The organism is Hyalangium gracile (genome assembly GCF_020103725.1).
GTDB classification, from domain to species: Bacteria; Myxococcota; Myxococcia; order Myxococcales; family Myxococcaceae; genus Hyalangium; species Hyalangium gracile.
In genome coordinates, this window is sequence record NZ_JAHXBG010000004.1 from 371839 (window position 1) to 396286 (window position 24448).

The 24448-nt window shown below is 68.9% G+C and carries 20 protein-coding genes; 14 read left to right on the forward strand and 6 right to left on the reverse strand.

Translation table 11 applies throughout. The annotated features are described in order from the left end of the window. The first annotated feature begins 71 nt into the window (after nucleotides 1-71). From KY572_RS10400 to KY572_RS10420, 5 genes are all read left to right on the forward strand, one after another. Complete coding sequence (locus KY572_RS10400) at nucleotides 72-5951, forward strand: eCIS core domain-containing protein (RefSeq protein ID WP_224242393.1); 5880 nt, start codon at nucleotides 72-74, stop codon at nucleotides 5949-5951. Further along, the gene (locus KY572_RS10405; protein WP_224242394.1) at nucleotides 5948-6478 is read left to right on the forward strand and encodes a hypothetical protein; all 531 of its coding nucleotides are present in this window, start codon (nucleotides 5948-5950) and stop codon (nucleotides 6476-6478) included. The genes KY572_RS10400 and KY572_RS10405 overlap by 4 nt, the downstream gene beginning before the upstream one ends. Nucleotides 6479-6608: 130 nt before the next feature. Continuing rightward, on the forward strand, nucleotides 6609-7835 hold the full coding sequence (locus KY572_RS10410) for a hypothetical protein (RefSeq protein ID WP_224242395.1): 1227 nt from the start codon (nucleotides 6609-6611) through the stop codon (nucleotides 7833-7835). Nucleotides 7836-7851: 16 nt separating this feature from the next. Further along, a complete protein-coding gene (locus tag KY572_RS10415) occupies nucleotides 7852-8850 on the forward strand; it encodes a HEAT repeat domain-containing protein (RefSeq protein WP_224242396.1) in 999 nt (332 codons plus the stop codon). 43 nt (nucleotides 8851-8893) lie between these two features. Then, entirely contained in the window at nucleotides 8894-9415 is a 522-nt protein-coding gene (locus tag KY572_RS10420) for a hypothetical protein (protein ID WP_224242397.1), read from the forward strand. A 79-nt stretch (nucleotides 9416-9494) separates the two neighbouring features. Here the strand turns inward: KY572_RS10420 and KY572_RS10425 are convergent, their stop codons facing one another. From KY572_RS10425 to KY572_RS47735, 4 genes are all read right to left on the reverse strand, one after another. After that, nucleotides 9495-9821 carry a YqcC family protein gene (locus KY572_RS10425; RefSeq protein WP_224242398.1) on the reverse strand — a complete coding sequence of 109 codons (327 nt, stop codon included), beginning with the start codon at nucleotides 9819-9821 and terminating at the stop codon, nucleotides 9495-9497. A 22-nt stretch (nucleotides 9822-9843) separates the two neighbouring features. Next, nucleotides 9844-10743 (reverse strand): sigma-70 family RNA polymerase sigma factor, encoded by a 900-nt coding sequence (locus tag KY572_RS10430; protein WP_224242399.1) that lies wholly within the window; start codon nucleotides 10741-10743, stop codon nucleotides 9844-9846. A 15-nt stretch (nucleotides 10744-10758) separates the two neighbouring features. Then, nucleotides 10759-11220 (reverse strand): carboxymuconolactone decarboxylase family protein, encoded by a 462-nt coding sequence (locus KY572_RS10435; protein WP_224242400.1) that lies wholly within the window; start codon nucleotides 11218-11220, stop codon nucleotides 10759-10761. Nucleotides 11221-11306: 86 nt separating this feature from the next. Next, nucleotides 11307-11507 (reverse strand): hypothetical protein, encoded by a 201-nt coding sequence (locus KY572_RS47735; protein ID WP_317987833.1) that lies wholly within the window; start codon nucleotides 11505-11507, stop codon nucleotides 11307-11309. On the opposite strand from KY572_RS47735, the gene KY572_RS10445 reads away from it, so the two are divergent. Together KY572_RS10445 and KY572_RS10450 are read left to right on the forward strand one after the other, a co-directional pair. Continuing rightward, a complete protein-coding gene (locus tag KY572_RS10445; protein ID WP_224242401.1) occupies nucleotides 11506-13749 on the forward strand; it encodes a putative metal-binding motif-containing protein in 2244 nt (747 codons plus the stop codon). The genes KY572_RS47735 and KY572_RS10445 overlap by 2 nt on opposite strands. A 65-nt stretch (nucleotides 13750-13814) precedes the next feature. Continuing rightward, nucleotides 13815-15023 (forward strand): SET domain-containing histone-lysine N-methyltransferase, encoded by a 1209-nt coding sequence (locus KY572_RS10450; protein WP_224242402.1) that lies wholly within the window; start codon nucleotides 13815-13817, stop codon nucleotides 15021-15023. Nucleotides 15024-15050: 27 nt separating this feature from the next. On the opposite strand, the gene KY572_RS10455 is transcribed toward KY572_RS10450, so the two are convergent. Beyond that, a complete protein-coding gene (locus tag KY572_RS10455; protein WP_224242403.1) occupies nucleotides 15051-15866 on the reverse strand; it encodes a phytanoyl-CoA dioxygenase family protein in 816 nt (271 codons plus the stop codon). Nucleotides 15867-15977: 111 nt separating this feature from the next. After that, nucleotides 15978-17663 (reverse strand): alpha/beta hydrolase family protein, encoded by a 1686-nt coding sequence (locus KY572_RS10460; RefSeq protein ID WP_224242404.1) that lies wholly within the window; start codon nucleotides 17661-17663, stop codon nucleotides 15978-15980. A gap of 284 nt (nucleotides 17664-17947) precedes the next feature. Between KY572_RS10460 and KY572_RS10465 the strand changes: the two genes are divergently transcribed. The 7 genes from KY572_RS10465 to KY572_RS10495 all read left to right on the forward strand — a co-directional run bounded on the left by KY572_RS10465 (nucleotide 17948) and on the right by KY572_RS10495 (nucleotide 24397). Beyond that, nucleotides 17948-18502: a hypothetical protein gene (locus KY572_RS10465; protein ID WP_224242405.1), complete on the forward strand. Its 555-nt coding sequence runs from the start codon at nucleotides 17948-17950 to the stop codon at nucleotides 18500-18502. Nucleotides 18503-18516: 14 nt separating this feature from the next. After that, entirely contained in the window at nucleotides 18517-19059 is a 543-nt protein-coding gene (locus tag KY572_RS10470) for a hypothetical protein (RefSeq protein ID WP_224242406.1), read from the forward strand. 214 nt (nucleotides 19060-19273) lie between these two features. Then, entirely contained in the window at nucleotides 19274-19771 is a 498-nt protein-coding gene (locus KY572_RS10475) for a hypothetical protein (protein WP_224242407.1), read from the forward strand. Nucleotides 19772-19932: 161 nt separating this feature from the next. Next, a complete protein-coding gene (locus tag KY572_RS10480) occupies nucleotides 19933-20811 on the forward strand; it encodes a DUF2381 family protein (protein WP_224242408.1) in 879 nt (292 codons plus the stop codon). Nucleotides 20812-20824: 13 nt separating this feature from the next. Further along, nucleotides 20825-22627, forward strand: coding sequence for a serine/threonine protein kinase (locus tag KY572_RS10485; RefSeq protein WP_224242409.1), 1803 nt, complete (start codon nucleotides 20825-20827; stop codon nucleotides 22625-22627). Between the two features lie 139 nt (nucleotides 22628-22766). Next, nucleotides 22767-23531: a hypothetical protein gene (locus KY572_RS10490; RefSeq protein ID WP_224242410.1), complete on the forward strand. Its 765-nt coding sequence runs from the start codon at nucleotides 22767-22769 to the stop codon at nucleotides 23529-23531. 23 nt (nucleotides 23532-23554) lie between these two features. Continuing rightward, nucleotides 23555-24397 carry a hypothetical protein gene (locus KY572_RS10495; RefSeq protein WP_224242411.1) on the forward strand — a complete coding sequence of 281 codons (843 nt, stop codon included), beginning with the start codon at nucleotides 23555-23557 and terminating at the stop codon, nucleotides 24395-24397. Nucleotides 24398-24448 lie beyond the last annotated feature (51 nt).

Here is a 24448-nt window from a genome sequence, read left to right on the forward strand (position 1 = left end):
ACCTGGCCGGAAAAACCGCGTGTGGGACTTCCCGCCCTTCAGACAAGGGGGCTACATTTTCCCGCCCGTCCATGTCCAAGGGAAGCGCCAAGCGATCCGGGAAGGGAACTGCTCACGCCCGGGCTCCGGCGCAGGCGGAGAAGCGCTCCGCCGAGGCGAAGGCCCAGCCGACGAAGGCGGCCCCGAAAGCGCCCCCCTCGGCGCCCGTTCGCCCGAACCCCATCGCGTTCCGGCTCGCCACCCACGTGCGCGGAACCGGCAATGCCGCGGAGCGGGCCGCGGATCAGGTAGCCACCGCGGTCGTCCTCCCTCCAGCGCCGCCCACCTCCGCCGGAGGAGCGGCGATGCCGGGCAATCCTCCGGGCGGAGCAGGGACTCCTCCCCCGGGAGACCCCGGCGCTTCTCCGAGGCCGCGCGCGCCCTTCGGGATCCTCGTCGAGGATGGGCTGCCCGTCGGCCCCGGGCAGGTGGGGCGCTCCGCATTCCTCGCGACCCTCACCGAGAGCGTCACCCGCGCCGCCGAGGAAGAGCTCGCGCCCTTCGGACGAACGACGCGTGACTGCCCGTATCTGGCGCACTGGCTGGCGTTCTACCGGCAGCGGCCCGCGGAGGCGATCGAGCGCGCCATCGAGCGCTACGCGCGCCCGGGGCGGACCGATGCGGCCTCGCTGACGGACGCGGTGGTGGCCCGCGTCCGCGCCGCCGCGCGGGAGTGGGGGAGGTCCGGCAACATCACCCAGGTGCCCCTGGGCGTTGCCTGGCTGGGGACCACTGACGGCGTGGGGGAGCCGAGTCCCTCGCTCCAGGCGATGGCTCCTGCGGCGGTGCCCTCGGCCTCGGGCGAGGCGGGCGCGGTGCTCGCGCGGCTCGGGCCGGGACGGCCGCTCGACCTCGGAGTGAGAACACCTCTCGAGCGAGGCTTCGGCCAGAGCTTCGCCGACGTGCGCATCCACACGGACAGGGCGGCCGACGAGGTGACTCGCGGCTACTCGGCCTGGGCGCTCACCGTGGGCCGCGACGTGGCCTTCGGGGCAGGCCAGTTCCGCCCCGGCACGATCGAGGGGGACCTGCTGCTCGCCCATGAGCTGGCGCACGTCGTCCAGCAGCGCGGCGCCTCCCGGCCTCCCGCCCCGAAGCGGCTCGAGACCGGCCCGGCTCCCTCCCTGGAGCGGGACGCGGATCGCGCGGCGGTGGGGGTGGTGGCCTCCACCTGGCCTGTCGGCCTCCAGGAGGAGGCGCTTCGCAAGCACGGCCTCGCCCATGACGCCGCGAAGCTCACCACCCTGGCGGAGACCGAGGCGCGCCCCACGTTGACCAGCGGGCTGCGACTCTCTCGGTGCCTGGGCGAGGACACCGAGGCACCAACGACGGACGGACGGCTCCGCGCCCCCGCGGTGCCGCGGACCTCGGAGACCTTCCAGACAGGGAATGTCCCGGGGCAGGTGGATCCCGGCACGGCCCTGACCACCGGCGGCCTCGAGTTCCGCTTCGACGCGGACGGCGACCAGATGAAGGAGATGCAGGCGCGCATCCGCTGGCTCGACGACGGCAGCCGCACCGTGGTCGTCGACGTCACCCAGCTCTCCTCCGGTGTCACCCGGACCGTGCGCTTCCAGATCCTCGATCTGAACATCACCGGAGCACGGCCCCACATCCAGGAGGTCACCGACGGACGGCGCCCCACGCGGATCCGCTTTCCCTCCACCAGTTCGGGCTTCCAGGATCTCCTCATCGATCCCGTGGAGCGCACGGACCATGGCATCCGCCTCCACGCCCGGTTGGAGCAGCGCTCTCTGAACGGCTCTCCGTGGGGAGATCCACCCCAGCCCCAGAGCGTGGAGTTCCCGGCCGAGACGACGCCCACCCGCCGCGTCTTCGGGGTGGACCGCAACGAGCTGGACCAGCCGAGCCCTCCCCAGCACGTCGGGGACCTCTGGTTCATCGACGCGAGCGTCGGCGCCTACAACGACCGGTTCCGGTTCACCTTCCGCAAGCGCAACCCCACCCAGGAGGCGGTGGATTGCTCCGTGGCCGTGCTCTCAGGGGGGACCCCCGTCGGGGGCCGCGGCTTCACCACCTTCGTCCAGGGCGCGCTCAACGTGCGCATCGTGGATGCCAACGGGGTGCGGCTCGCCATCGACCTCAACGGCGATGGGACGGAGGAGCTCGAGCTCTTCGACCGGATGCAGGCTCCGGAGGGGGAGAGCCCCGCCGAGCGGCGCAACCACGATCTGCTGATCACCGGCCGCCGGATCAGCTATGGCCCCCAGAGCTTCACCTTCGAGGTGGCGGGTGGACAGATCACCGCCGGCGCGGCCAGTCGCGACGCGAGCGCGATGCTCGGCGCCTCGCTCCCGCAGGCGGCCACCGGTCTGGCCCAGGAGCAGCGAGTCGGCTCTCTCCGAGGCGAGTTCACCGCCCAGGGCGATCTCATCAACATGGGGGAGTACGCCTCCATCGAGCTGATGCTCACCCGGTTCCGCACCGAGGCGCGCGACGCCGGGCTCCTGTCCCGGGCGACCTATGACGCCTGGGTGCTCCTCTCCCAGGACTTCGTCGCCATCGAGGCCCAGAACCGCGCGGGCAGCGTGAGCGATTCCCTCAAGGAGTCCGCGGCCAGGCACGCCACGGACTTCTACGCGGCCTTCGCCACCGAGACGGATCCCACCATCCACCGGCGCAATGGCGGCCCCGGTGGCTGGAGGATGGTGAACGACTACACGGGCTACGAGCGGGTCCGCAACCAGGCGCCTCCGACCACTCCCGGAGAGGATCTGGTCGCCGCCATCCGCGCGGGACAATGGGCCACCGCCATCCAGAAGTACCGCACGCTCATCAACGGCCTGGATCGCTGGGTGGCTGACCGCAACCGCCAGCGCCATGGCGAGGAGGACGCATCCCGTCCCGACACGCTGCGTGGCCGCCAGGTGGAGTACCTGATCAACCTGCGCACCGCCCTGCGAGACATCGAGCAGCACAACCCCACCCGGGTGAGCGCGGTCTTCCACCCGGAGGCTCCCTTCGTGAGCTCCGGCCTCATCAGCGAGACCCAGCTCTCGCTGTACTACTGGCAGCAGGACGGAGAGTGGCGGCTGCAGGACATGACCAACCCGTCCGAGATGCTCCACAAGGACGCCCCCATCGGCGCGGGGGAGACGGAGCCTCCGGACTCGCTCTTCCAGCGGCTGGAGGAGGGGACCCACTTCCCTCGCGGGCTCATCCACTACGTGCTCCCCAGCGGCCGTCAGGGACAGGTGCAGACCACCGGCCCCTCCGAGTGGCGGAGCATCCTGACCTGGGCGGGCATCGGCCTCGCCGCGATCGGCCTGGGGCTCGTCACCTTTGGCCAGGGCACCATCGCGGTCCTCGGCGCCGCCGCCCTGGGAGGCTCGGCGATCATCGGTGGCGGCATGGCGGCCTTCGATCTCTACCAGCGCGCCACCGAGGGCACGCTCACGGGGACACAGGCCGTCCTGGACATCGCCCAGATCATCGCGGCGGTGAGCGGCCTGGGCGCGCTGCGCGCCGGCATGCTGGTGCGTGGTGCCACCATCGCGGCCGCGGAGGGCGCGCCCCTCACGGGCAGCGCGGCCCTCCTCGCCTCGTGGGCTTCCCGCCTGGTCATCCCCCTGGCCGCGACGAACCTGGCCACGGACGTGGTGACCCTGGCGGTGCTCACCCCCGAGCTGGTGGAGACCTTCCGCTCCATCGACGAGCGGGTGGCCGATCCGCGCGAGCGGGCTCGGGCCAAGCACCTGCTGCTCATGCAGGCCGCCTTCACCCTGGGTCTCACGGCGCTCTCCGTGCGCGGCAACGTCGCCGAGCTCACCCTGGGGCGCAACATCCGGATCGACGTCGTCGACAACGTCCCCTACGCCATCCCCGAGGGGACGTCCGCCGTCGGGCAGCGCATCAGCCAGAGCCGGCCCACCATCGACCCGGGCAGCACGGAGGGTGGGTTCTTCACGGGGGCGCGCGAGCACTCCGCCCGCATCCGCTCGGAGGTCGGCGGGCGGGGAGGGGAGGCGCTCTCGTTGGTCGATCAGCTCGCGCTGCGCACCGCGTGGCGCAGCGAGGAGCAGCGGCGGATCCTCGAGCCGCTGCGGCAGGCCCTCACGTCCCTGCCCGCGGGGCCGGAGCGCGAGGCGCTCGCCCGGTTCCTCCAGGAGGCCGACGCCATCTTCGGCAACAGCCTGCTCTCCCCCTCCCAGAAGCAGGCCGGTCTGCGCGCCAGGCTCACCGCGCTGGAGTCGGCCAACCCTGGCCTCCGCGCGGGGGTGGACTTCGCGGCCGCGGCCACACGCATCGGCGGCATTGGCGCCGAGGGGGCCGCGGGCTCCTTCGTGCTCGACACCCGGGGCAACCTCACGACGGGCGGCCAGGGCGCGGGGACGCTGGAGACCCTCACCACCCAGGTGGCTCGCGCCAACAACGCGGCTCGTGCCCACGGAATGGAGACGGAGTACGTCCTGCAGGTCCGTCCCGGTGACGCTCCGGGGACCTCCTATGTGGAGATCGTCGCCCGCCCCCGGCGCGGCACGGCCACCGCGGACGACTACCTGAGCCCGCCCGCCCGCGCTCCCGCCGAGGCCGAGGCGGGCCGCGTGGGGACCGCCTCCTCCGAGATCGTGGCGCTCATGCAGGCCGATCCCACCAGCCGGGTGTCGCTGCTGCCCAATGGGACGCTTTCGATCAACGGGCAGATCGAGATCCACCCCACGCGGCTCGCGGAGATCCGAGCCGCTCGCGCCTCGGATGTCACGGACCTGCTGGTGGCCACCCGTGAGCTGGATGCGGCGGGTGGGGAGTTCGCCAATGTCCCGGCGGCCAGCCAGGAGATCCTGAAGCGGCTCGCCGCGACCCAGACCGAGACCACCGTCGGGCGCTACCGCCTCCGCTTCCGCTTCCAACGCGCCGAGGTGGTGAGGCTCATCGGCGAGATGGGCGTGGGTGGCCATTCGCTGTTCCAGAACCTGGACGACGCGGGGATGTTCCGGCTCTTCGAGCTCATCGCCGAGCAGCCACCCAAGGGCACCACGGACTTCCGCCGCATGGCGGCGGATTACGCGCTGAACCGCCAGCCTCCTCCTCGCACCGTGCAGCAGTTCGTCGAGTACTACCAGTTCTTCCACCAGGAGTTCGCGCTCCGGGCGGAGGGCGCGCGGCTCGCGTTCCAGGAGCGCGTCACGGCCCGCCTGGATGCCGATCTCGCACGCTGGAACTCGCTGCCCGAGGCGGAGCGGGCCGCGGCGTTTCCCCGTGGACGACCGAGCCGGGACCGGGTGCAGGCCGCGCTCGCCCAGGAGGAGGGCATCACGGTCTCCAATGCGGCCTTCAACACGCGCCTCCAGACGGAGCTCGCCGGCACTCGGCCCGCCCAGGGGGGCGGCACCGAGCCCAACCCGGCCGTGACGAGCACCCCCGCCCGAGAGTCGATGAGCGCCGCATACGAGGCGATGCGGGGGATGCTCGCTGGCCGGGTGGGCGCGCGGCGCCTCCCCCTCCACCCTGGCGAGGACGTCCGGGGCCTGCCGCCGGAGGAGGTCATCCGGCGCGTCCGGCAGATGGCCCGTCCAGGAGGCCCAGGCGTCCACTTCACGAGCGAGAGCGCGGCCGTCTACCACGCTCACAAGCACTACACCCAGCTTCACGCGAGTGAGCAGACCGCCACCGCCGTGGGAAGTGCCCGGGGGCCGCAGGAGATCGGCCCGTACCTCGACAGCCTGCGAGAGACCATCGCCAACCCGGCTCGCATCGCGCCCTCGGGCGGCACTGCTCCGCAGGCGGTCACCAGCATCGCCAACCAGTCGGGCAATGGCCGGGTCTACACCTTCACCCGGGATGTGCAGCCTCCGGGGGCGCCGTCGGTGCAGACCATGCGCGCCCTGGTGGTCGTCACCGACGATGGAAACGTCATGGTGCTCACGTACATGGGAGTGTCTGGCAGATGAACCCTTCCGATCGAGCGGAGGTGGCCCGCCGGGTCGACGGCATCCTTCGAGCCATCGCCCAGGCCGAAGGGCTGCCCACCTCCGACGAGCGCCGCAGACAGCTCTGCGCGGACCTCATGTCGGAGGTCTACGAGCTGGGCCTGGCCCTGAACCGCGACCCGTCCCTGCGGCAGGCGCCCGAGCTCGCGCGGCTCTCCCAGGCCCGGCAGCACTTCGAGGAGGAGGGGCTGTTCGAGGTCCAGTTCCATGTGGGCCGGCTGTCGCAACAGCTCTCCTCGCTGGAGGCGCAAGGCTGGGCGGCGGTGTGCTGGCGCCGGTCGGCACTCGCGTTCTTCATCGAGCTGCTGGGGCAGGGGCTGGAGCTCGACCTCCTCCTCGAGGATCTCTCCGGCCTGGACGAGGCGATCCGCGCGGCGGCGGACCGGGAGGGCTACCTGCGCGAGGAGGAGATTCCTCCGGGCATCCCCGTCTCCCACGAGTGGTGGTGGGCTCCACGGTCGCCGCCGGCCACCCGGCCCGGGAGATGAAATTCCGGCTTTTCTCATCCTGGCCGCAAGCTACTGGAATGACTGGGGATTTCCCTTCGGGCGGCCGGTGTTAATCAACTTTTTACGCTTTTTTTGGGATGGCGGAGAGGTCGGGCCCTCTTAGTGGGCGATGAAAGCCGACCCTTCCAACCGTTCCGATGCAGTCTCGACTGGCCGCTCCCGCTCCTTCGGGCGCGTGTTCGCCGCGCTCGGGGCCACCGCCTTGCTCCTCGGCGTGGCGGTGCTCGTCAGCGGCTCGGCCGAGGCGGAGGGCCCGGGCGAGTCGCGCTCGGCCGCACCGTCCCATTCCTCGTCCGTGGGCTCGTCCTCCCGGAAGACGGGTGGCAGCGGGCCCACCGGCTCCGCGCAGGCCGAGGCGGAGGCCGAGCCCGCTCCCCGGCGCTTCGACGCGACGACCTGCTGGAGGGAGCTGGAGCGCTTCAACGAGTCGGTGACGATCGACACCTTCCGCGAGTGGGCCACGCCCCTGCTGGCGGTGAAGGACTCGCTCGTCCGGGACTATCTGAAGGAGCGCCTCACGGAGCTCATCGGCAATGACCCGGGCCGCGCCAGCCAGGTCCTCGGCTGGGCCCGCGATGCCTCGCCGAGGGAGTTCGGCATCTTCATGATGGCCGTGAGGGACTCCGAGGCCGTGCACCAGCCCCAGGTCGCCTCGAAGATGATGGAGCTGGGCCTGGACGACACGCTGCCTCCCGATCGGCGCGCGGGCATCCTCTCGGCGCTGGACACGCAGAAGCGCTTCGAGCCGGCGATGCTGAACAAGCTGACGAACTTCGCCAAGGAGCCGACCTCCGGCGAGGCGGGCTGGGCCGCCGCGCGCACCATCGCCCGCGTCATGAAGCGGGACTTCAAGCAGAGCGGCAACCTCACGCCCTACCTCGACAAGCTGCTCACCATCGGCGTCGAGTCCCCGGACGAGCAGATCCGCTACCTGGGGCAGATGATGCCCATGCACGTGGCCCCCCTGCTCGACGCGGAGGCCACCGACCGGTACGCGAAGATCCTCGCCACCGAGGGCAACGAGGACGGCCGCGACGCCGCGGCGCACAACCTCTCGCTCTCCCAGGACAAGGAGAAGGTGCTGGCCCTGTTCGCCCGGACCTTCGAGACCGATCCGGCCGTGTGCGTGCGGTGGGCCGTCTTCCGCTTCGCCTCGCGCGTGGCGGGCAAGGACGCGCTCCCGCTCATGGCGAACATGGCCATCCAGGATCCGCGCTTCCAGCCGGTGTACCGGGACTTCGAGCGCCTCTACGCCAGCGGCGTCCTCGACTGGATGCGCATCTGGAACGGCCTGTCCGACCAGGATCCCTTCGGCTGCCTCGATCGCCACCACTGAGCACAGGAAACCTCCCATGACACGCCCTACCTTCTCCGCGAGCGCGCTGGGCCTGCTGGCGCTCACGCTCTGCCCCCTGCTCCCCATGCCCGCCGCCGCGCAGACGGCCTCCTCCGGGCCCGCTCCCGCGCTCGTCGGTGAGAGCTGCTCCGTCCCCGGCCTGATGGAGCAGATCCGCCGCGGGCTCGGCTCGAAGTCCGAGGCCTACAAGCGCTACCTGCGCACGCTGCTGCGCGAGTCCGCCGTCACCCTGCCGGACGGCGAGCTGCGCGCCGCCTTCGAGCGCGAGACGAACCCCGAGATGGCCGAGCACCTCGCGGCCGCCCTGGTCGCCAGGACCGAGCGAGGCCTGGACCCCAGCGCCATGCAGGCCGTGGCGAAGCGGGCCCTGGAGGAGCCCAACCCCACCCTGCGCACCGCCGCCATCCGCGCCATGCGGCGCACCAGCGCCACCGAGAGCACGGGCGACCTGTACGAGCGCCTGGTGCGGGACGCCTCGCCCGAGGTGCGCATGGAGGCAGCGACGAACCTCATCGAGGACAACCAGTACGTCTACTCGGGCCACCACGGCCCGGCCGCGGACCTGGCGGTGACGGCCGCCGCCGCCTCCACGGACCCGAAGGTGACGGCGAAGATCCTCGGCACCCTCTCCACCGAGGTGATCAGCCCCGACTCGGCACGCCGGCTCGAGACGCTGCTCGGCAGCGACGAGGCCGAGGTCCGCAAGGCGGCGGCCACCGCGCTGGGCGGAGTGCCCGCGCCGCAGATGGCCAGCGCCCGCGAGTCCCTGCGCTCCATGTACCGCGGCGAGCGGGACCCCGGTGTGCGCAAGGCGCTGCTGCAGAGCATCGCCCAGCTGGGCTTCGCCGGCGCCATTCCCGAGCTCCAGCAGCTCCGCGGAATCGATCCCAGCCTGACGGCCGAGGTCGACGCGTGGATTCGAGTTCTCTCCATGAACCTTCAGGAGTGGAGCCTGATCCTGAGGGAGAAGCAGCGGCTGCAGCAGGCTCCATGAAGCCCCCCACGGGAGCCGGTGAACCGGCCCGAAAGGAAACACGATGCGTAGGACTGTGAAGATGCTGGCGGCGCTGTCTTCCCTGGCGCTCATCCCCGCGGCTGCGACCGCGCACACCGTCAAGTCGCCCTTCCCGGGCACCGTGACGGCCACCACGTACTACTCGAGCGGTCGCTTCCACGGCGCGGTGGACATCTCCAGCGGCCGTTGCAACTACTGGGGCGCCGAGACGGGCGTGGTGGGCTCGGTCTCCTGGAACGTGACGATCCGGACTACCGGCGTGCACTGCGACGGCACGGGCAGCGGCACCCAGAACGAGGCCAAGCACGTGTGGGCCGACGGCTGGACGTTCCGTCAGTGGCACTTCATCAAGACGAGCGACTCGTACGACCGTACGTGCGATCGCTGCCAGGTCGGCAACGAGGGCGCCACGGGTAACTCCACTGGCCCCCACGCCCACCTCCAGCAGGACAAGGCCGGCACCAACGACACCTCGTGGTACTCGGGCTACACCACCAAGGGCGAGGCCGTCGATCGCACCGAGACCATCGGCGTGCTCGACTAGCCAGAGCCTGCCAGGCAGTGGCTCCTCGTGAGCCGGAGGCGAAGCTCCCGTGGCTTCGCCTCTCCTGCCTCTGGCCGCGTTACTGCTTCTCGAACAGCGCGTCGAACTCGCCCAGCAACGCGGTGAGCCGGGCGGCCCGGTGGTAGCCCTCGAACTCGCGCACGGCCTGGGGCGCGATCCGGCTGCCCTGAGGGAAGTCCTCGCCCCGCTCGATGATGGAGCGCACGCGGGGAATCAGGACGAACTGCAGCCACTGCGTGAAGGACATCGTGTCCGCGGCGAAGGCCCGCTGGAACCGGTAGGCCGACTCGGGCAGCGGCTGCGGGCTCCAGACGCCAATGGCCTTCATCTCCGCTTCGATCGCCGCGATCTTCTCCGCCGCGCGCGTGTAGACAGCTCTCTTCATCGTGTCGCCTCGGTGGCCGAGTCTACACGATGCCCTTGGGCGGCGGGTTCTTCACCGACGGTGAGGATGGCCCTTCGGCCAGATGTCTCAGCTTGTCGGGGTTGCGCATGATGTAGATGGCCGCGACCTTGCCGTCCTCGATGACCAGCGCCGTGGTCTGTAGCGTGTCCTCCGGCTCGATCGTGACGAAGCCGGGCAGGCCGTTGATGAAGCAGTAGCGCAGGATGCGCGACGGCTTCTCCTCGAAGAGGCGGGCGAGCGCGGCGTGCAGCTTCATGACGTTGTCGAAGCCGACGATGGGCGCCAGGGCCGCGGACTTCTTGCCGCCGCCATCCGCGTGGACGGCCACGTCGGCCGCCAGCAGCGCCTGGAGCGACTGCATGTCGCCGCTGCGGGAGGCCGCGAAGAACGCGGCGGCGATCTCCAGGCCCCGCTCCCTGGGCATCTCGAAGCGCGGGCGCGCGGCGCGCACGTGGGTCCGGGCGCGGCTCGCGAGCTGCCGGCAGGCGGCCGGTTCTCGCCCGACCGTCTCGGCGATCTCGTCGAAGCCGACGCCGAACACGTCATGGAGCAGGAAGGCAGCGCGCTCCAGCGGAGACAGGCGCTCGAGCGCCAGCAGCAGCGGCAGCGTGACGTCGTCGATCTGCTCCTCCTCGGACTCGACGATGGGCTCCGGCAGCCAGGGCCCGACATACGTCTCTCGCCGCCGCTGCGCGGACTTCAGCACGTCCAGGCAGAGCCGCGTCACGGTGCGGAGCAGGAAGCCCTCTGGATCGCGCACCGCGTCGCGATCGGTCGCGAGCCAGCGGACGAAGGCCTCCTGGACGATGTCCTCGGCGTCCGCGATCGAGCCCAGCATCCGGTAGGCGATGCGAGTCAGCCGGGGGCGGAGTGGATCGAAGGTGATGGCGGCGTCCTGCATGGCGTGTCTCCGTCCTCAGGCCGCCGAGCGGTCGGCGTGAACCGGGTGGCTCAGGCGGAACCCGACGCCGATCCGGTTGAAGCCGTTGATGACGACGATCAGCAGCGTGAGCTTCACCTGCTCCTCCTCGGAGAACTGCGCCGCCATCGCCTCGTAGGCCTCGTCGGGGGCGTGCGTCTCCGACAGCCGCGTCAACGCGTCCGTCCAGCCAAGCGCGGCGCGCTCACGCTCGGTGTAGAGCGGTGACTCGCGCCAGGCATTGAGCAGGTGCAGGCGCTCCTCCGTCTCCCCCTTCTTGCGGGCCTCCTGTGTGTGCATGTGGAGGCAGATGGCGCAGCCGTTGATCTGCGAAGCGCGGATCTTCACCAGCTCCATCAGGCTGGACTCCAGGCCGCTCTGGACGACGGTCATCCCGAAGTCGATGAGCGGCTTCATCAGGTGGGCGGCGGTGGCAAACGGGTTCAATCGCTGCGTCATGGTGGCTCCTCCTCGTGAATTGGGGCTGATTCCGCAGCGAGGACGAGGCACCTCCGCGATTGTGACATGGGCCCGCCCCGTGCACCTCAGCCGGCTCGGACGGCGTAGAGGAAGCGGGCGTAGCCGAGCTCGGAGGCGTTCTTCGTGAGCTCCATGTTGGCCCAGGCGACGACGTCTCCGAACGGACGGTCCTGGAACGGCCAGCGGGTCCGCTGGGGCGGAGTGTGGCGAGAAATCCGGGGGCTGGCTTCCGAAAAGATGGGAGCGCCGGGGTAGAGTTGCGCCATGCGTCAAGTGTGGGTGCCGTGTCTGTTCCTGCTGCTCGTGGCCTGTCGTGAGAAGGCGCCGGCGGACGGGGCCCTCCGGGTCTCGGTGAGCTATGGCTCGTATACCCCCGGCTGCGTGCGTGTCGTCGTCCGGGACGGACAGGGCCACGAGGGCGGCAAGGACATTCCCCGCAGCCTGTTCCAGCCGAGAGACACCCGGGAGCTGATCGTCGCGGTGTTCCGCAAGCCGGACTGGGGGCGTGAGGTGGCGGTGGAGGTGTCCTCTCATGCGAGCGCCTCGGGGGAGGAGTGCACGGGCGCTCCGGTGGAGGTGCGCTCCTCGGCCGGGCCCGTCTCCATTCCGCTGGGAGACTTCGCCCGCACCGAGGTAGCGCTCCTGGCGAAGGACGACGATGGGGACAGCTTCCTCTCGCCGGCGGACGGGGTGGCGGGTACGGACTGCGATGACGGGCGCGGCGACGTGCACCCTGGCGCCACCGAGCTGTGCAGCGTGAACGTGGACTACGACTGCAATGGGAGCCAGGGCTGCCAGGACTCGGCGTGCCAGGACCAGGCCTGTGACGACGGGAATGCCTGCACGACGGGGGATCGCTGCCAGGGCTCGGGAGCCACGGCGGCGTGCATGGGGCAGGAGGTGAAGTGCACGCAGCCCACCGGGGACTGCCTCACGGGCGCTCGGTGTGAGCCCACGACGGGCCAGTGCGTCAACATCGAGGCGCCCCAGGGGACGGCCTGCGATGACGGCGATGAGTGCACCCTGGAGGATCAGTGCGGGCCGCAGGCGCGGTGCACGGGCACGCTCAAGTCCTGCGGGATGCCGCCCTCGCAGTGTCACCAGACTCCGGGCACCTGTAACTCGGCCAACGGCGTGTGCACCTATGACTTCAAGCCGGCCGCCGCGAGCTGCAACGACACCGTGGGTTGCACGGTGAATGACGTGTGCAATGGCGCGGGGGTGTGCCAGGGGACGATGACTTCGTGCACCGCCTCCAGCCCCTGCAAGCGGGTGACTGGAGGCTGCCCGGGGCTCGACAACTGCACCGAGGAGCCGGATCCCTCCAAGGTGAACACCGCCTGCATGATCGACGCGAGCCGCACCGGGGTGTGCCGGATGCTGGACGGGGTGTGCAGCGCCTTCCCCTACCTCCCGAGCAACTTCAACCCGGACACCGTGCCCCTGGCGAACATCGGCACGCTGACCACGACGTGCGACGTCACCTTCGACTCGACCGAGCTGACCTGGGCGCCCACGTCCTGTGTCACCTCTTCGCCGACGCCGGTGGTGGTGACGGAGGGTGGCAAGGAGATGGTGCTGGTGGCCATGTCGAGCCTGAACCTGGGGGCGGACCTCATCCTGCGAGGCACCCGGCCGGTGATTCTGGCGGTGTACGGCGATGCCTCGCTCAATCACAGCATCCTGGCCAACGGCACCTTCGTGGGGGGAGTGCCGACGCCGGGCGCGGGAGGCAATCAGGACTGCGCGACCCGGAGAGGCGACCCTGGGGTTCTCGCGAACAACGCGGGCGGGGGCGGCGGCGGAGCGGGTGGCGGAACCGCGGGCGCGGCGGGCAACAGCGGCAGGGGCTCCAATGGAGCGGGAGGCGGCGGCGGTGGGGCAGGGAGCGCGGGGGGCGGTGGCCTCGTTCCCCTGGTGGGAGGCTGCCCGGGAGGAAATGGAGGCGGAGGGGCCGCTGAGGCGGGCCTGGGCGGAGCGGGTGGAGGCGCCGTCCAAGTCTCGGTGGCGCGCACCCTCACGGTGAACCAGTGGGTCACGGCCAGTGGAGGCGGTGGCGGCGGGGCGCGCGGGAGCACCGTCGTCAATGGCCATGCGGGAGGAGGAGGCGGCGGCGGGAGCGGGGGGAGGGTGCTGCTGGAGGCCAACAGGCTGGTCCTGGCGGGGTCGACTCGCCTCACCGCGAATGGAGGAGGGGGAGGGGAGGGCGCTGGCTATTTGGACTTCGACAGCCAGAGCATGGGCGAGAACGGTGAGGACGGTCCTCGCTCCTCCGCGTTGCAGGCCTCGGGGGGAAATGATGGCTCCTACTCGGGCGGAAACGGGGGCTTGGGTGGAGCCTTGGTGGGACCTACCGGAGGCCTGGCCGGCGAGTCCTACAGCGGTTCCAAGGGAGGAGGCGGCGGCGGTGGAGGGGCCGTGGGCCACATCCGTCTCAGGTCCCGGGAGGTCTGCTCCATCAACGGCGCCATCATCAGCCCCACCACGAACACGGCGTGTCCGCTGTAGCCGCGCCTTGACTCATGGGATGGGGTATCCCGGCCGAGGAGTCCTGTCTTAAGCTCCGCGGACTCATGAGCACTGCACCGGAAACAGACGCGGCGATCGCCCACCTCATCGGCTGGCTCGAGCAGGGCGGCGCCCAGGTCTCCCCCAAGATGCAGGTGGTCTCCACCGGCGGCGGAGAGCGAGGCGTCTTCGCCCGTGAGGACATCGCTCCTGGCGAGCTGCTCCTGCGGCTGCCGCGCCAGCGCCTGGTCACCGTGCCGGACGCCCGCGCCACCGAGCTGGGCCGCCTCATCGAGGCCAAGACGGGGTTCCAGGATCCGAACCTGTACCTGTCCGTCTTCCTCCTCCAGGAGCGGGAGCGAGGGGACGCCTCCCCCTGGAAGCCCTTCGTGGATGTCCAGCCCCCGTCCTTCCCCACCCACCCCTTCTCCTTCCAGGAGCGTGACTTCGCCCTGCTGAAGGGCTCCTTCGTCGTGGAGCTGATCAAGCTGCAGCGCAAGGGCCTCGAGGAGGACCATGCCTACCTGAGCCAGCAGATCCCCGGGTTCGCTCGGTTCTCGTTCGACGACTACCTCTGGGCGCACCTCGCCGTGCTCACCCGCGTCTTCGGCGCCAGGCTGAACGGAAACCAGGTCATCTGCCTCGCGCCGTTCCTGGACATGATGAACGACGGCATCCCCTGGAACTGCACCTGGGGATGGTCGCCGGATGGCGAGTCCCTGGAGCTGAAGTCAGGCAGCGCCATCGCCCAGGGCAAGGAGCTGCGCATTACCTACGGCGCCAACAGCAACCTCTACCTGCTGCGCAACTACGGGTTCGTGCACGAACTCAACCCGAACAATGTCGTCATGGTGCCGATCGAGTTCTCCAAGGAGGATCCGCTCATGGACGAGAAGCGGAAGCTCCTGGGCATCAAGGACCTCTCCTTCCAGCACTGCTTCTCGCTGCCGCTCAAGCCGGATGCCCAGCGCATCATCGAGCTGTTCTCCGAGCTGCGCATCCTCCACGCCCAGGCCGAGGAGATGGCCCTGCTCCAGGCGGCCCCGGACCCGCTCGCCCGCGCCAGGGAGCCGTTGAGCCAGCGCAACGAGCTCCAGGTCCTCCGCGCCCTCGGCACGTCCTGCGCGCAGCGGCTCGCGCTCTACGAGACCTCCGTGGAGGAGGACACGCGGCTGCTGCGGCAGGAGAACCTCTCCTGGACGGCTCGCAACTGCATCCTGCTGCGGCAGGGGGAGAAGCAGATCCTCCAGGTGTTCGCCCAGGCCGGCGGGTAGCGGGAGCCGGCCTGCCCGGCGCGGCCCCTACAGGAGCGCCAGCGTGTGGTTGGTGCTGTCGATCACACGCTTGAAGAGGCTCAGGTGCTGGGGCTGGAGCCTGGCCAGGTCGCGGGGGTTGACCCGGATGGGGGGCTGCTTCGAGAAGTTGACCGAGTCGATGAACCAGGGGCGGCTGTAGATGATGTAGATGATGGGGCGCAGCCGGTCCGTGTGATTCTCGGTGCCGTAGTGCCGCAGCCGGTAGTCCATGAGGTAGCAGCTGCCCTGCTGCGCGTACGGCAAGTCGAGAATGTCCGGGCGCGTGCCGGGGGGCGTCTTGTGCGTCCCGGGCAGCATGGCCGTGGTGCCTGTCTTCTCATCCAGGTTGATGAGCGGAATGGCCACGGTGATGGCGTAGGGATCCAGCTTCGGGTCGATCTCCGGCGTCGTGAAGAGCGCCGGGAAGTCGGCGTGCAGGTGCTGGTTCTTGGCGCCCGGCCAGGCCGTCACGCAGGTGATGCTGTTGATGAGGAAGCCGGGCCCGAGCATCGCCTCCATGAGGCGCAGCACGAACGGGTTGGCGTACAGGCGCGCGTCCAGGAAGGGCGGCTTGAGCGCCAGCGACGTCATGAAGCGGCCCTTGCCCACATTCAAGCTGGTCTGCCCCGCCTGCTCCTCGGTCAGGTGGCCATAGTCCGCCTGGTGGGCCTGCTGGAGCTCTTGGATGAAGGCGGGATCGAAGGAGTGCTCCAGCTCCAGGTAGCCGGCCTTGTCATAGTGGGCGAGGGCCTGCTCGAGCGTCTCGGGCTTGTAGCTGCCCGCGGCGAACTCCTCGGGGGACACGGTGATACTGGCTGCCATGGCGGAACATCTCCCTGTTCGAGGGCTGCAAGTGTGACGCCCCTGGCCTCACAGGTCCAGGGGGTTGAGCCTGCCGGGCTGGGGGGCGGGGCTGAAGACGGCGGGCCCGCGTCAGGCCGGCACATCCAGCAACGCGACGCGGTGCAGGAACGAGGGCAGCACCTTCAGCTGCTCGAGCTTGGGCAGCAGCTTGTTCTCCGGGTGATCCGGGAACGCGTGCACCCGGCAGTTGGGCAGCAGGCCCAGCCGAGCCGCATGCACGGCGCTGTGGCTGCTGGCCTGCACGCCCTGCCCCGGAGCCACGGTGCTGAAGAGGATCTCCAGCTTGCCGGTATGCCCCGTCTCCGCCGCCAGGCGCAGCAGATCCCTCGGGCCCGCGACGGGTGAGGGCGTGTCCAGCTGCGCCAGTGGCTCCAGGTGGCGCGAGTCGTGGCTCAGACGCGCGAAGTTCGCGTCGAGCAGCGACAGCGGGTTCAGCGCGACGGCGACCTCGGCGCGCAGCAGCATGGCGAACACGAGCGCCGCGTAGCCGCCCATGCCGTTGCCCAGGCAGATGATGCGCTCGGGTTGCATGGCGGCGCTGAGGTTGCGGAGCGCTCGGGCCACCGTCAGGCAGTCATTGCCCAGCCCCGGCACTCCCCGCATCCACCACTGGCGCTGCGGGTCTCGCATCAGGATGCGGTTGAGCGGCCGCCCGTACAGGGCCTTCAGCTTCTGGCTGACGTCGAAGAAGTCGAAGCCCACGGGCTCTCCCGGGGCGGAATCCCCGAAGCAGATGAGCAGCGGCGCGTGCGGCGTCGCCCGGTCGAGCAGCAGGGCCTGGCCGGCGTCCTCCAGGTCCTTGACGTTGTTCGCCTTGGGGTCGAAGGCGGGCATGGCGCCCAGCATGTTGGCCAGGTCCGCGTTGAAGGCGCCTCGGCCCGCCTGGGAGTCCGTGGCCGTCCCCCCGGAGGCCGCCGCGCGCGGCAGCCAGGCGTCGAGCCGGGGCGGAGCGTCCTCCCGGGGCGGACGGTCGAAGAAGCACTCCAGGAGGATGCCGTCGAGCCGACCGTCGCGGACCAGCCGCAAGGCGACGTCGTCGTGGTGGGCCTCGGTGAGGTAATGGACCCGGAGCTTCGGCAGGTGGCCGAAGCGGAAGGCGTGCATCACGTCGAGGTTCACCGCGTCGGGCGCCGTGTCACCGCCGTAGGTGCCGATGAGCAGATCGACTCGGCCCTGGAAGTCGAGCTCGCGCGCGAGCCGCGGCAGATCGAGGTAGCGGTTGGCGGGCGGGGTGGCGGCGACGGCATCCATCGCCCAGAGGAAGCGCCGGTCATTGTGACGCCGCGCGAAGTCGGGATCGAAGTTGGAGAGCGGGCAGATGCTGACGATGCGATCGGCGCGCAGCAGCATGCCGAACAGCAGTGCGGCATGGCCTCCCATGGAATCCCCGATGCACCACACCTGGCTGGGACGGATGGCCGCGATGAGCCGCTTCAGCCGGGCCACGACCTGGTCGACATCCGTCCCCAGGCCGGGGACGCCGTGCATGAACCAGTGGAAGGTCTTGTCGCGCAGCAGGATGCGGTTGAGCGGCTGGCCGGTGAGCTGCTCCAGCTTCTTGCTCCGCCCGAAGAAGTACAGCGGCGGTCGCTGGGTCCACACGACGTAGGAGAAGCTGATGATGAGCGGCGCCCCGGGGTGGATGGCATCCACCACGAAGTCGTCCTCGGTCGCCTCGACCGTCGCGTTATCGAGAGGCGGCAGCGCGGCCAGCTCGGCCTCGAGCCGGGCGGAATCGTCCCAGGTGAAGAGCATTGCGCGCCATCATGGCCTTCAAGGCCGGACGGCTTCCAGTGCCTCGTGCGGGGCCCCATGGCTTCGGGTGAGCAAGCACCCCCGCACTGCTGCTTCACGCTCGCGATGTCCGGATTTGTGTCCGTGTGCTCCGACTCCCCGCGCACTACTTTCAGGGGTGTCGGAGCAACCAACGAGCGGCACTCGCCACTCCATGAGCAGCTCCGACTGACTGGAGCGATGGGTTCCTCGGCGCTTCCGCCGAGCCATGAGCCCTCGTTCCCTTTCTCATCGGAGGTGAAGCCATGGAATCCTATTCTCTTCATTACATCCTCCAGGTGGAGTCTCTCGACCGGCTGGAGAAGGTGATCGACTGGCTCGAGCGGCCCTGGGAGCCTCGACGCAACGACGCCCTTCGTGCGCTGTGGCACGAGGCCCGGCGCGATTCGCGCGCGAAGTTCAACCTCGTCGGCGCGCTCGAGCGAGAGGTCCTCACCATGCCCGCGCGCGACCTCGAGCATGTGGCACGACGCCTGGGCTTTCAGGGGGCCGCGGCCACCGCGCTCGACGTGATTCGTCTCGTTACGAAGCGGCTCGAGCGCGGCCACGTCGAGGCCCCGTGCGTGGCTCCGCATCCGCTGCTCGAGCCTCTCGCCGCCGCGGCCTCGGCGACGTCGGAGGTCCTCGTCTCGCTGCTCGAAGGCGCCACCCACTCGAACTGCGCTCATCGCCACTCGCGGAGGCGCGCCTCTGGGACAGGCCGCCCCTCGCCGGGTCCCGGTCGCGCGTGTGGCTCGAGCTCGGCTTCGCCACGTGCGCGCTCCGCCTGGATGATCGCGAGCGTGCCGAAGCGCACCTGAAACAGGCCCAGCTCGTGGCCAACCCTTCCGCGGCCGCGGGAGTCGAGCGGCGGCTCCTCGAGAACTTCCTGGTCTCGCGAGAACCCGACCGGGCGCGAGCGCGGGCACTCCTCGCAGAGATTGAACCGCTCCTCCAACGTCCAGAGCTCGAACGCGAGGAGAAGCTCTGCCTCGTCGCGCGCTGGCTGGAGCAGTCGGCCTATCAGTACCTGCACCCTGTCTCGGGCACTCCGCCTGACCTGGCCGCCGCGCAGGCGCTCTATGAACGAATCCCTGGGGACGATGTGCCCCCCTTCGTTGCCTGCAAGCGCGAGAGCGGGCTGGCCTACGTCCACTTCCGGCTCGGCGATCGTGCGCGCGCTGCTCGCCATGTCGAGGCTGCTTGTCGGCATGCGGGAGACGGTGGGTTCGTCCGCCTGCGCATCTCCTCCCTGGATCTGCTCGCGCACATCCTGGGCGAAGAAGGAGGCCGAGAGGCGCGAGAGCGAGCGATGGCCGCCGCGCGACGGCTCGAGGATGAAGGGCCACTGGGACGCGTACGCCAGGCGCTCTCCTGACTGGTCAGGAGCAAGGCCATCTCCTGACTGGTCAGGAGTGAGAGGCGCTTGTTACACCGTCTCAGTTCGTGGACTGGCCTGTCCTCCAACGTTTCGAGTAAACCCCAATCAATTCTTCAACTTGAGAGATGCGGCCTGTCGTGACTCACTCCGAGGCTGATGCATAAGTCCTGAATGCGTCAGCAGATTTTACTTCAGCAAGCACCTGGCGGACGTGTCGCAGGCCTCCCTGACGACGACCGGGCCGGTGGCGACCAACTTCAGCGAGGAGGTCGCCCGCCGGTTCGGCGTCACCTGCTTGTACCTGCTGCTGATCTACAAGGAGGCGGCAGACCTGCAGGTGAACCACGAGGAGCCGGGGCCCACGATCATCGAGGTGCCGGGGGCGAATGGGTCCGTGAAGTCCAAGACCTTCGGCGAGTGCAGCGTGGACGAGATGCGCAAGGCCATCCAGCGCAAGCGCAAGCCCGCCTCCAGCAAGCCGCTGCCGGAGGAGGACCTGATGCTCGCGACCCAGCTCGAGGAGGCGGTGACGAGCCGCTTCAGCAAGGGGGACAACGTGCGGGTGTCCGTGCGCAACGAGAAGGACAAGGCGGTGATGACCTTCGATGGCATCCCGTTGGAGCAGGTGCTGAAGCTGGCGGAGGCGTTGATGGCCCCGCTGCCCGCGGTGAACGAGCTGAAGGCGGCTCGGAAGCCGTTCGTGTCCTGAGACATGGCGCCTGAAGGAAGTGAAGGCCCTCCCCCGTAGCCCTGGGGGAGGGCCTTTCGCTTTTGGGGGAAGGGGAGCGACCTTTCCGACATCCGCGGGCTCAAGCTCGGCTGACAGGCTGCGGGTCTGCTAGGGTGTGTAACCTGGGAGGTCCTGCTTCCGTGGCCCGACTCATGACGTGGGTTCTCATCACCCTTGCGCTGCTGGTGGCGGACGCGGCTGGCGCCCAGCAGCTGGTCCGCCAGCGGCAGGACCGGCGGGCCTCACTGCCTACCACGCCTGCCGAGCCCGTCCCGGAGCTGTACGTGGCGGCGGGCAACCTCACCACCGTGGCGTTCAATGCGCCCCTGGACCGCGACAGCCTCGTGGTGGACCGGACGCGGTTCAAGTGGATGGACGTCGGCGATCGCGTTCTCACCCTGCAGCCCTTCGCGGATCTCGGTCCGGGCGAGCGGCTCATCATGCAGGTCGGCTTCAAGGACCGCGCCCTGCCAACCAAGGCCATCCTCGCCATCCTCTCCAAGGCGGAGGTGATGGACGGCATGGTCGAGGTGGACCGGCGAGCCAACACCCCCGAGGCCCTGCTGGCAGCGTTCACGCAGAAGGAGGCGGAGCTGGAGGAACTCAAGGCGAGGTGTGAGGGCGGCCCGGTGGGGCTCGCCCTGTCCGAGTGGCTCGACAAGTACGCGAAGGTCACCGCGCTCATCAAGACAGGGATGCCTACGGAGACGCGCGGACTGAACGTGGTGGAGACTGTTGGCTATACGGGCGGGTTCTCGGCCCTCGTCGCCATCCGACTTCGCAACGCTCCGGGGCAGCCCCCCTGGGCGGTGGGGCAGGCCCGAATCACCGATTCGGAGGGCTCCCCCGTGGAAGTGCTCTCCATTCGGATGAAGCCAGCGGAGCTGGCTCCAGGGAGGGAGGGGCTGGTGGTGGTGGAGATGAAGGCACCACTCTGGACCATCGACAAGCCGTTCAGCGTGGAGCTGATAGACGCCCGTGGCCCGCGCCGCCTGCCGCTGACCCTCAAGAAGGAGTAGGGAACTCGCGCCCATGACGATTGATGCCTTTCATCCCGACCACCTCAAGCCCGGAGACATGGTGGGCCCCTGGCAGATTGTCGAGTCGCTGGGGAGTGGCAACTTCGGCCACGCCTTCAAGGCCGAGCTCGCGGGGGAGTCATTCACGCTGAAGATTGCGGTGCGTCCGGCACCCGGACTCTCCGAGGACACGTCCTTGGCGGCTCTCGAGGAAGGGCAGGTGGATGGGCGTATGCGCCACGAGGGGGCTGTCCTCCTGGCCAACATGCGCGGTGACGGACTGCCTCATCTGCGAGCCGTGGGCAGGTGGCCCCATCCCAAGAGGGGCTACCTCTTCCTCGTCACGGACTACGTGCCCGGGGAGCCTTTCCATGACTGGCGCGAGCGAACCCACCCCACTGCCGCCCAGCTCGTGGACATCTTCATCGCGGTGGTGCGCGTGGTGGCCCGGCTGCATCGCCGAGGCATCCTCATCCGCGACTTCAAGAGCGAGCACGTCATCGTCCCGGCGGACCACAAGCCGGTGTTGGTGGACCTGGGCAGCGCGTGGTTACCGGGAGGTTCTTCTCTCACCGTGGGGCTGGCCCCGAGTACTCCGCATACGCTGCCGCCCGAGTGCATTGCCTTCCTCCGCGAGGGCTCCTGGAGGCAAGGCACCCGGTTCGACTCCACTCAGGCAGGCGATCTCTATCAGGTTGGCGTCTTCATGTACGAGGCACTCACGGACGCTTGGCCCTTCAATCCGCGGTTGCCGGGGGAGGAGCTTCGGATGGCCATCGAGAGTGTCATCCCGCGCCCGCCCCATCGCATCAACCCCAATGTTCCTGAGACGCTCAGCCGCATCGTCCTGCGGCTGCTGGAGAAGAGGCCGGAGGATCGCTATGAGAGCGCCGACGTTCTGCTTCAGGCGCTGTGGGAGGCCAACAAGGAGCGTTCCACGAAGGCATGGAAGGTGCCGCTGAGCCTCCCTCCCGAGGGCCCTGCCCCGGTCACCCAGGAGGAGGTGGAGGAGCGCCGCCTCCTCCTGCAGGAGTCCGAGCGCAGAGCCCAGGATGCGCGTGCCCCCCAGGCGAAAGAACTCTCCCGCGAGCAAGCCCTCGAGCAGCTCTCGATCCTCACCCAGGAAATCGAGGAGCAACTGCTCCTTGCCGAGGAGAAGGCTGCTCGCCGTAAGCGGTGGTGGCGACGAGGCGCGCTCACGGTGGGCGCGTTTATGCTGGCCCTGACCCTCTTCGTTGCAGGGTGGGAGTGGTTCTCTCCCATCGGTTCGACTGCGCCCACTGAAAAAGGAATCTCGCCCATGCTCACCACCCTCAGTAACTCCCGGCCTGTGAGGGCTGTCGCCGCCTGGCTGTGCGCCACCGTGGGGGTGGGCTGCACTGCCGCTCAGGTGAGGCCCATGCCAGGGGACTGCCCCCAGGAGGCAGTCCAGAGCATGGAGCAACTGGACCTGCTCAATCGTCACTCCTTCCGTGCCGTCATCGACATCAATCAACCTGGCGACTCGGATCAGCAGGGGCTCTACTCGGCGGGGAAGATGGTCGGCCGAGTGGTGAAGTACGAGTTCACGGGGCCGCTGCCTGATGGCACCCTGCTCTATGGGCAGCTCTGGACGGAGGGGCTCACCAAGGAGGGATCCCCCGCGGTCCTGGGCCGGTACACGGAGCTCCTTCTTCCGGATGGGCGCCGCTTTCCCGTCTGCTTCGTGATGGGAGATTGGACCACGGGGCTCACTCTCAAGTTCCCTGGCTCCCCGCCCGATCAGGTCATCCTGCCGCGGGAGATGAGTGTGACTCCTGTGCGCATCTGGCCGTGAGGGAAGGCAATGGCGAGTCGACAAGAGATGGCGCCGCGCAGATCCGTGTGGATCTCATCATCCCAGCAGTACTTTCAGCAACATCTCCTCGGGCCGCATCAGCAACGGCTGGCTCGGGCAGGATGCGATCATTGACCGGGTGCCGAGCGCGCAGGTAATGGGCCAGGAGAAAGACGCCACGCTGACGACTCTGGGGGTTCCAATGAGGCGAGACCTGAAGTGCTTTAGTCTGTTTGTTTGGGTGAGCGGAGTGGTGCTGGCCGCCTGTGGGAGCCCGACAGAGGAACTTGAGTTTGTGCCTGATGACCCCTTGAGCACGCAGCGCTCGGCGTTGTGCTCCGGAGCGAGCGTCAGCAGCCTCACCCTCCTGGGGGTCAGCTCCTGGCAGGGAGAGTTGGGCAGTAGCGGAGACTGGGAGGTTCAAGGGGGCGCCAACGCGGCGCGGCTGGAGTACTTGGTGGATGGCGTGATGCGGGCTTTCGACGAGCGCGTAGGTCTGAGCGGCAACTGGTTCTTCAGCACCCAGGGCATCAGCTGCGGCACGCATTCCTTCCTGGTGAAGGCCTATCCCATGATCATCGACAGCGTTGGTAACCGCACCACTTGCTCCATGAATACTCCCAGCATCCAGTCGGCAAGCTTCAGGGATACCTCTTGCATGTGCGTCATTGGGAACATCGCGTATTCCAACGGGAGGGTAAACCCCGCAAACGCGTGCCAGATCTGTGACATCGCTCAGAGCACCACGTCCTGGTCACACAACGGCGCCGGTATCATCAGTAGCGCGGGTTACTGCAAGCCATTCCTGGATGGTCGGCAAATTTGCGTGAACAACCCATTGAAGAACGGCCTGTCCTGCACTACCCGCAGCGAGTGCTACACCACTTGCGATGACTTGATTTAGCTTATAGGTGTCGAGCCGTAGTCATGCGCGAGACCATCGAATTCCGAATCGACGAGGAGCTTGCTCGGAAGTTCCTCGAGCCGGAGCTGGGAAGTCCGATGAGCGACACCCTGCGTCGAGTAGTGCTGCCAACCCATGACGAGCGTGTTCAACGGATTGGTGAGATTCAGCGCGCGCATCGGGAAAGAGGGGAGTTCTTCTTCATCTACTCGGCGACGCACAGGCACTACTCGGCGAAGGAGATGGGGTCGGCTGAGCTGCTGGACCTGGTGATTCGCGCGCACTTCGAGCCGACAGGTTCCATGTGCGGTACCGAGTATGACGAATCAGCCGCATGCAAGTACTGCGGCGTGGGTGCCCGGCAGGTGTCCGACCTCATCCTCGACACTCGCCGCATCCCGAAGGGGAAGGACATCGCCAGGACGATTGCGGGCGAAGTCATTGTCTCTCCGCGAATGGTTGATGCCTGCCGCGAGTACGGCCTCGCGGGAGCCGACTTCCGTCCCGTGCTGCACCTCGGTCGCAAAGGCCGGGAGCCATCGGAGTGGAGCCAGCTCGTCATCACGTCCAAGCCGTTGAAGCTCAGCGCCTCGACCGTGACGGGTATCAACTTGTTCGATCTGGACGAGGAGAACAGGCACAGGTGCCCGAAGGGGCACATGGCGGGGTTGAATCAGATCTCCGAGCTGTATGTACAGCGGGCGAGCTGGGATGGGAGCGACTGGGCGCGCACAGGCACGTTTTTCGGAGTGAGGCGGGGCGAGCTGCGCCCAGAGCCACGGCTGCTCGTTTCACAGAAGCTGCGCCAGGTGCTGGTGGGCATGAAGGCCAAAGGCTTCGAGCTCGAGGTCGCCCATCTCGTGTGAGGTATCCGGTCTCAGGAAGGCTCAAGTTGCGGGTTCGATTCCCGGCGCCTC

Excerpts from the sequence above, each read along its gene's own strand:
- KY572_RS10400 (WP_224242393.1), top strand. The coding sequence starts at position 72 with ATGTCCAAGGGAAGCGCCAAGCGATCCGGGAAGGGAACTGCTCACGCC.
- KY572_RS10450 (WP_224242402.1), top strand. The coding sequence starts at position 13,815 with ATGAGCACTGCACCGGAAACAGACGCGGCGATCGCCCACCTCATCGGC.
- KY572_RS10495 (WP_224242411.1), top strand. The coding sequence starts at position 23,555 with ATGCGCGAGACCATCGAATTCCGAATCGACGAGGAGCTTGCTCGGAAG.
- KY572_RS10465 (WP_224242405.1), top strand. The coding sequence starts at position 17,948 with ATGGAATCCTATTCTCTTCATTACATCCTCCAGGTGGAGTCTCTCGAC.
- KY572_RS10430 (WP_224242399.1), bottom strand. The coding sequence starts at position 10,743 with ATGCAGGACGCCGCCATCACCTTCGATCCACTCCGCCCCCGGCTGACT.
- KY572_RS10435 (WP_224242400.1), bottom strand. The coding sequence starts at position 11,220 with ATGACGCAGCGATTGAACCCGTTTGCCACCGCCGCCCACCTGATGAAG.
- KY572_RS10415 (WP_224242396.1), top strand. The coding sequence starts at position 7,852 with ATGACACGCCCTACCTTCTCCGCGAGCGCGCTGGGCCTGCTGGCGCTC.
- KY572_RS10410 (WP_224242395.1), top strand. The coding sequence starts at position 6,609 with ATGAAAGCCGACCCTTCCAACCGTTCCGATGCAGTCTCGACTGGCCGC.
- KY572_RS10425 (WP_224242398.1), bottom strand. The coding sequence starts at position 9,821 with ATGAAGAGAGCTGTCTACACGCGCGCGGCGGAGAAGATCGCGGCGATC.
- KY572_RS10445 (WP_224242401.1), top strand. The coding sequence starts at position 11,506 with ATGCGTCAAGTGTGGGTGCCGTGTCTGTTCCTGCTGCTCGTGGCCTGT.
- KY572_RS10405 (WP_224242394.1), top strand. The coding sequence starts at position 5,948 with ATGAACCCTTCCGATCGAGCGGAGGTGGCCCGCCGGGTCGACGGCATC.
- KY572_RS10460 (WP_224242404.1), bottom strand. The coding sequence starts at position 17,663 with ATGCTCTTCACCTGGGACGATTCCGCCCGGCTCGAGGCCGAGCTGGCC.
- KY572_RS10485 (WP_224242409.1), top strand. The coding sequence starts at position 20,825 with ATGACGATTGATGCCTTTCATCCCGACCACCTCAAGCCCGGAGACATG.
- KY572_RS10455 (WP_224242403.1), bottom strand. The coding sequence starts at position 15,866 with ATGGCAGCCAGTATCACCGTGTCCCCCGAGGAGTTCGCCGCGGGCAGC.
- KY572_RS10420 (WP_224242397.1), top strand. The coding sequence starts at position 8,894 with ATGCGTAGGACTGTGAAGATGCTGGCGGCGCTGTCTTCCCTGGCGCTC.
- KY572_RS47735 (WP_317987833.1), bottom strand. The coding sequence starts at position 11,507 with ATGGCGCAACTCTACCCCGGCGCTCCCATCTTTTCGGAAGCCAGCCCC.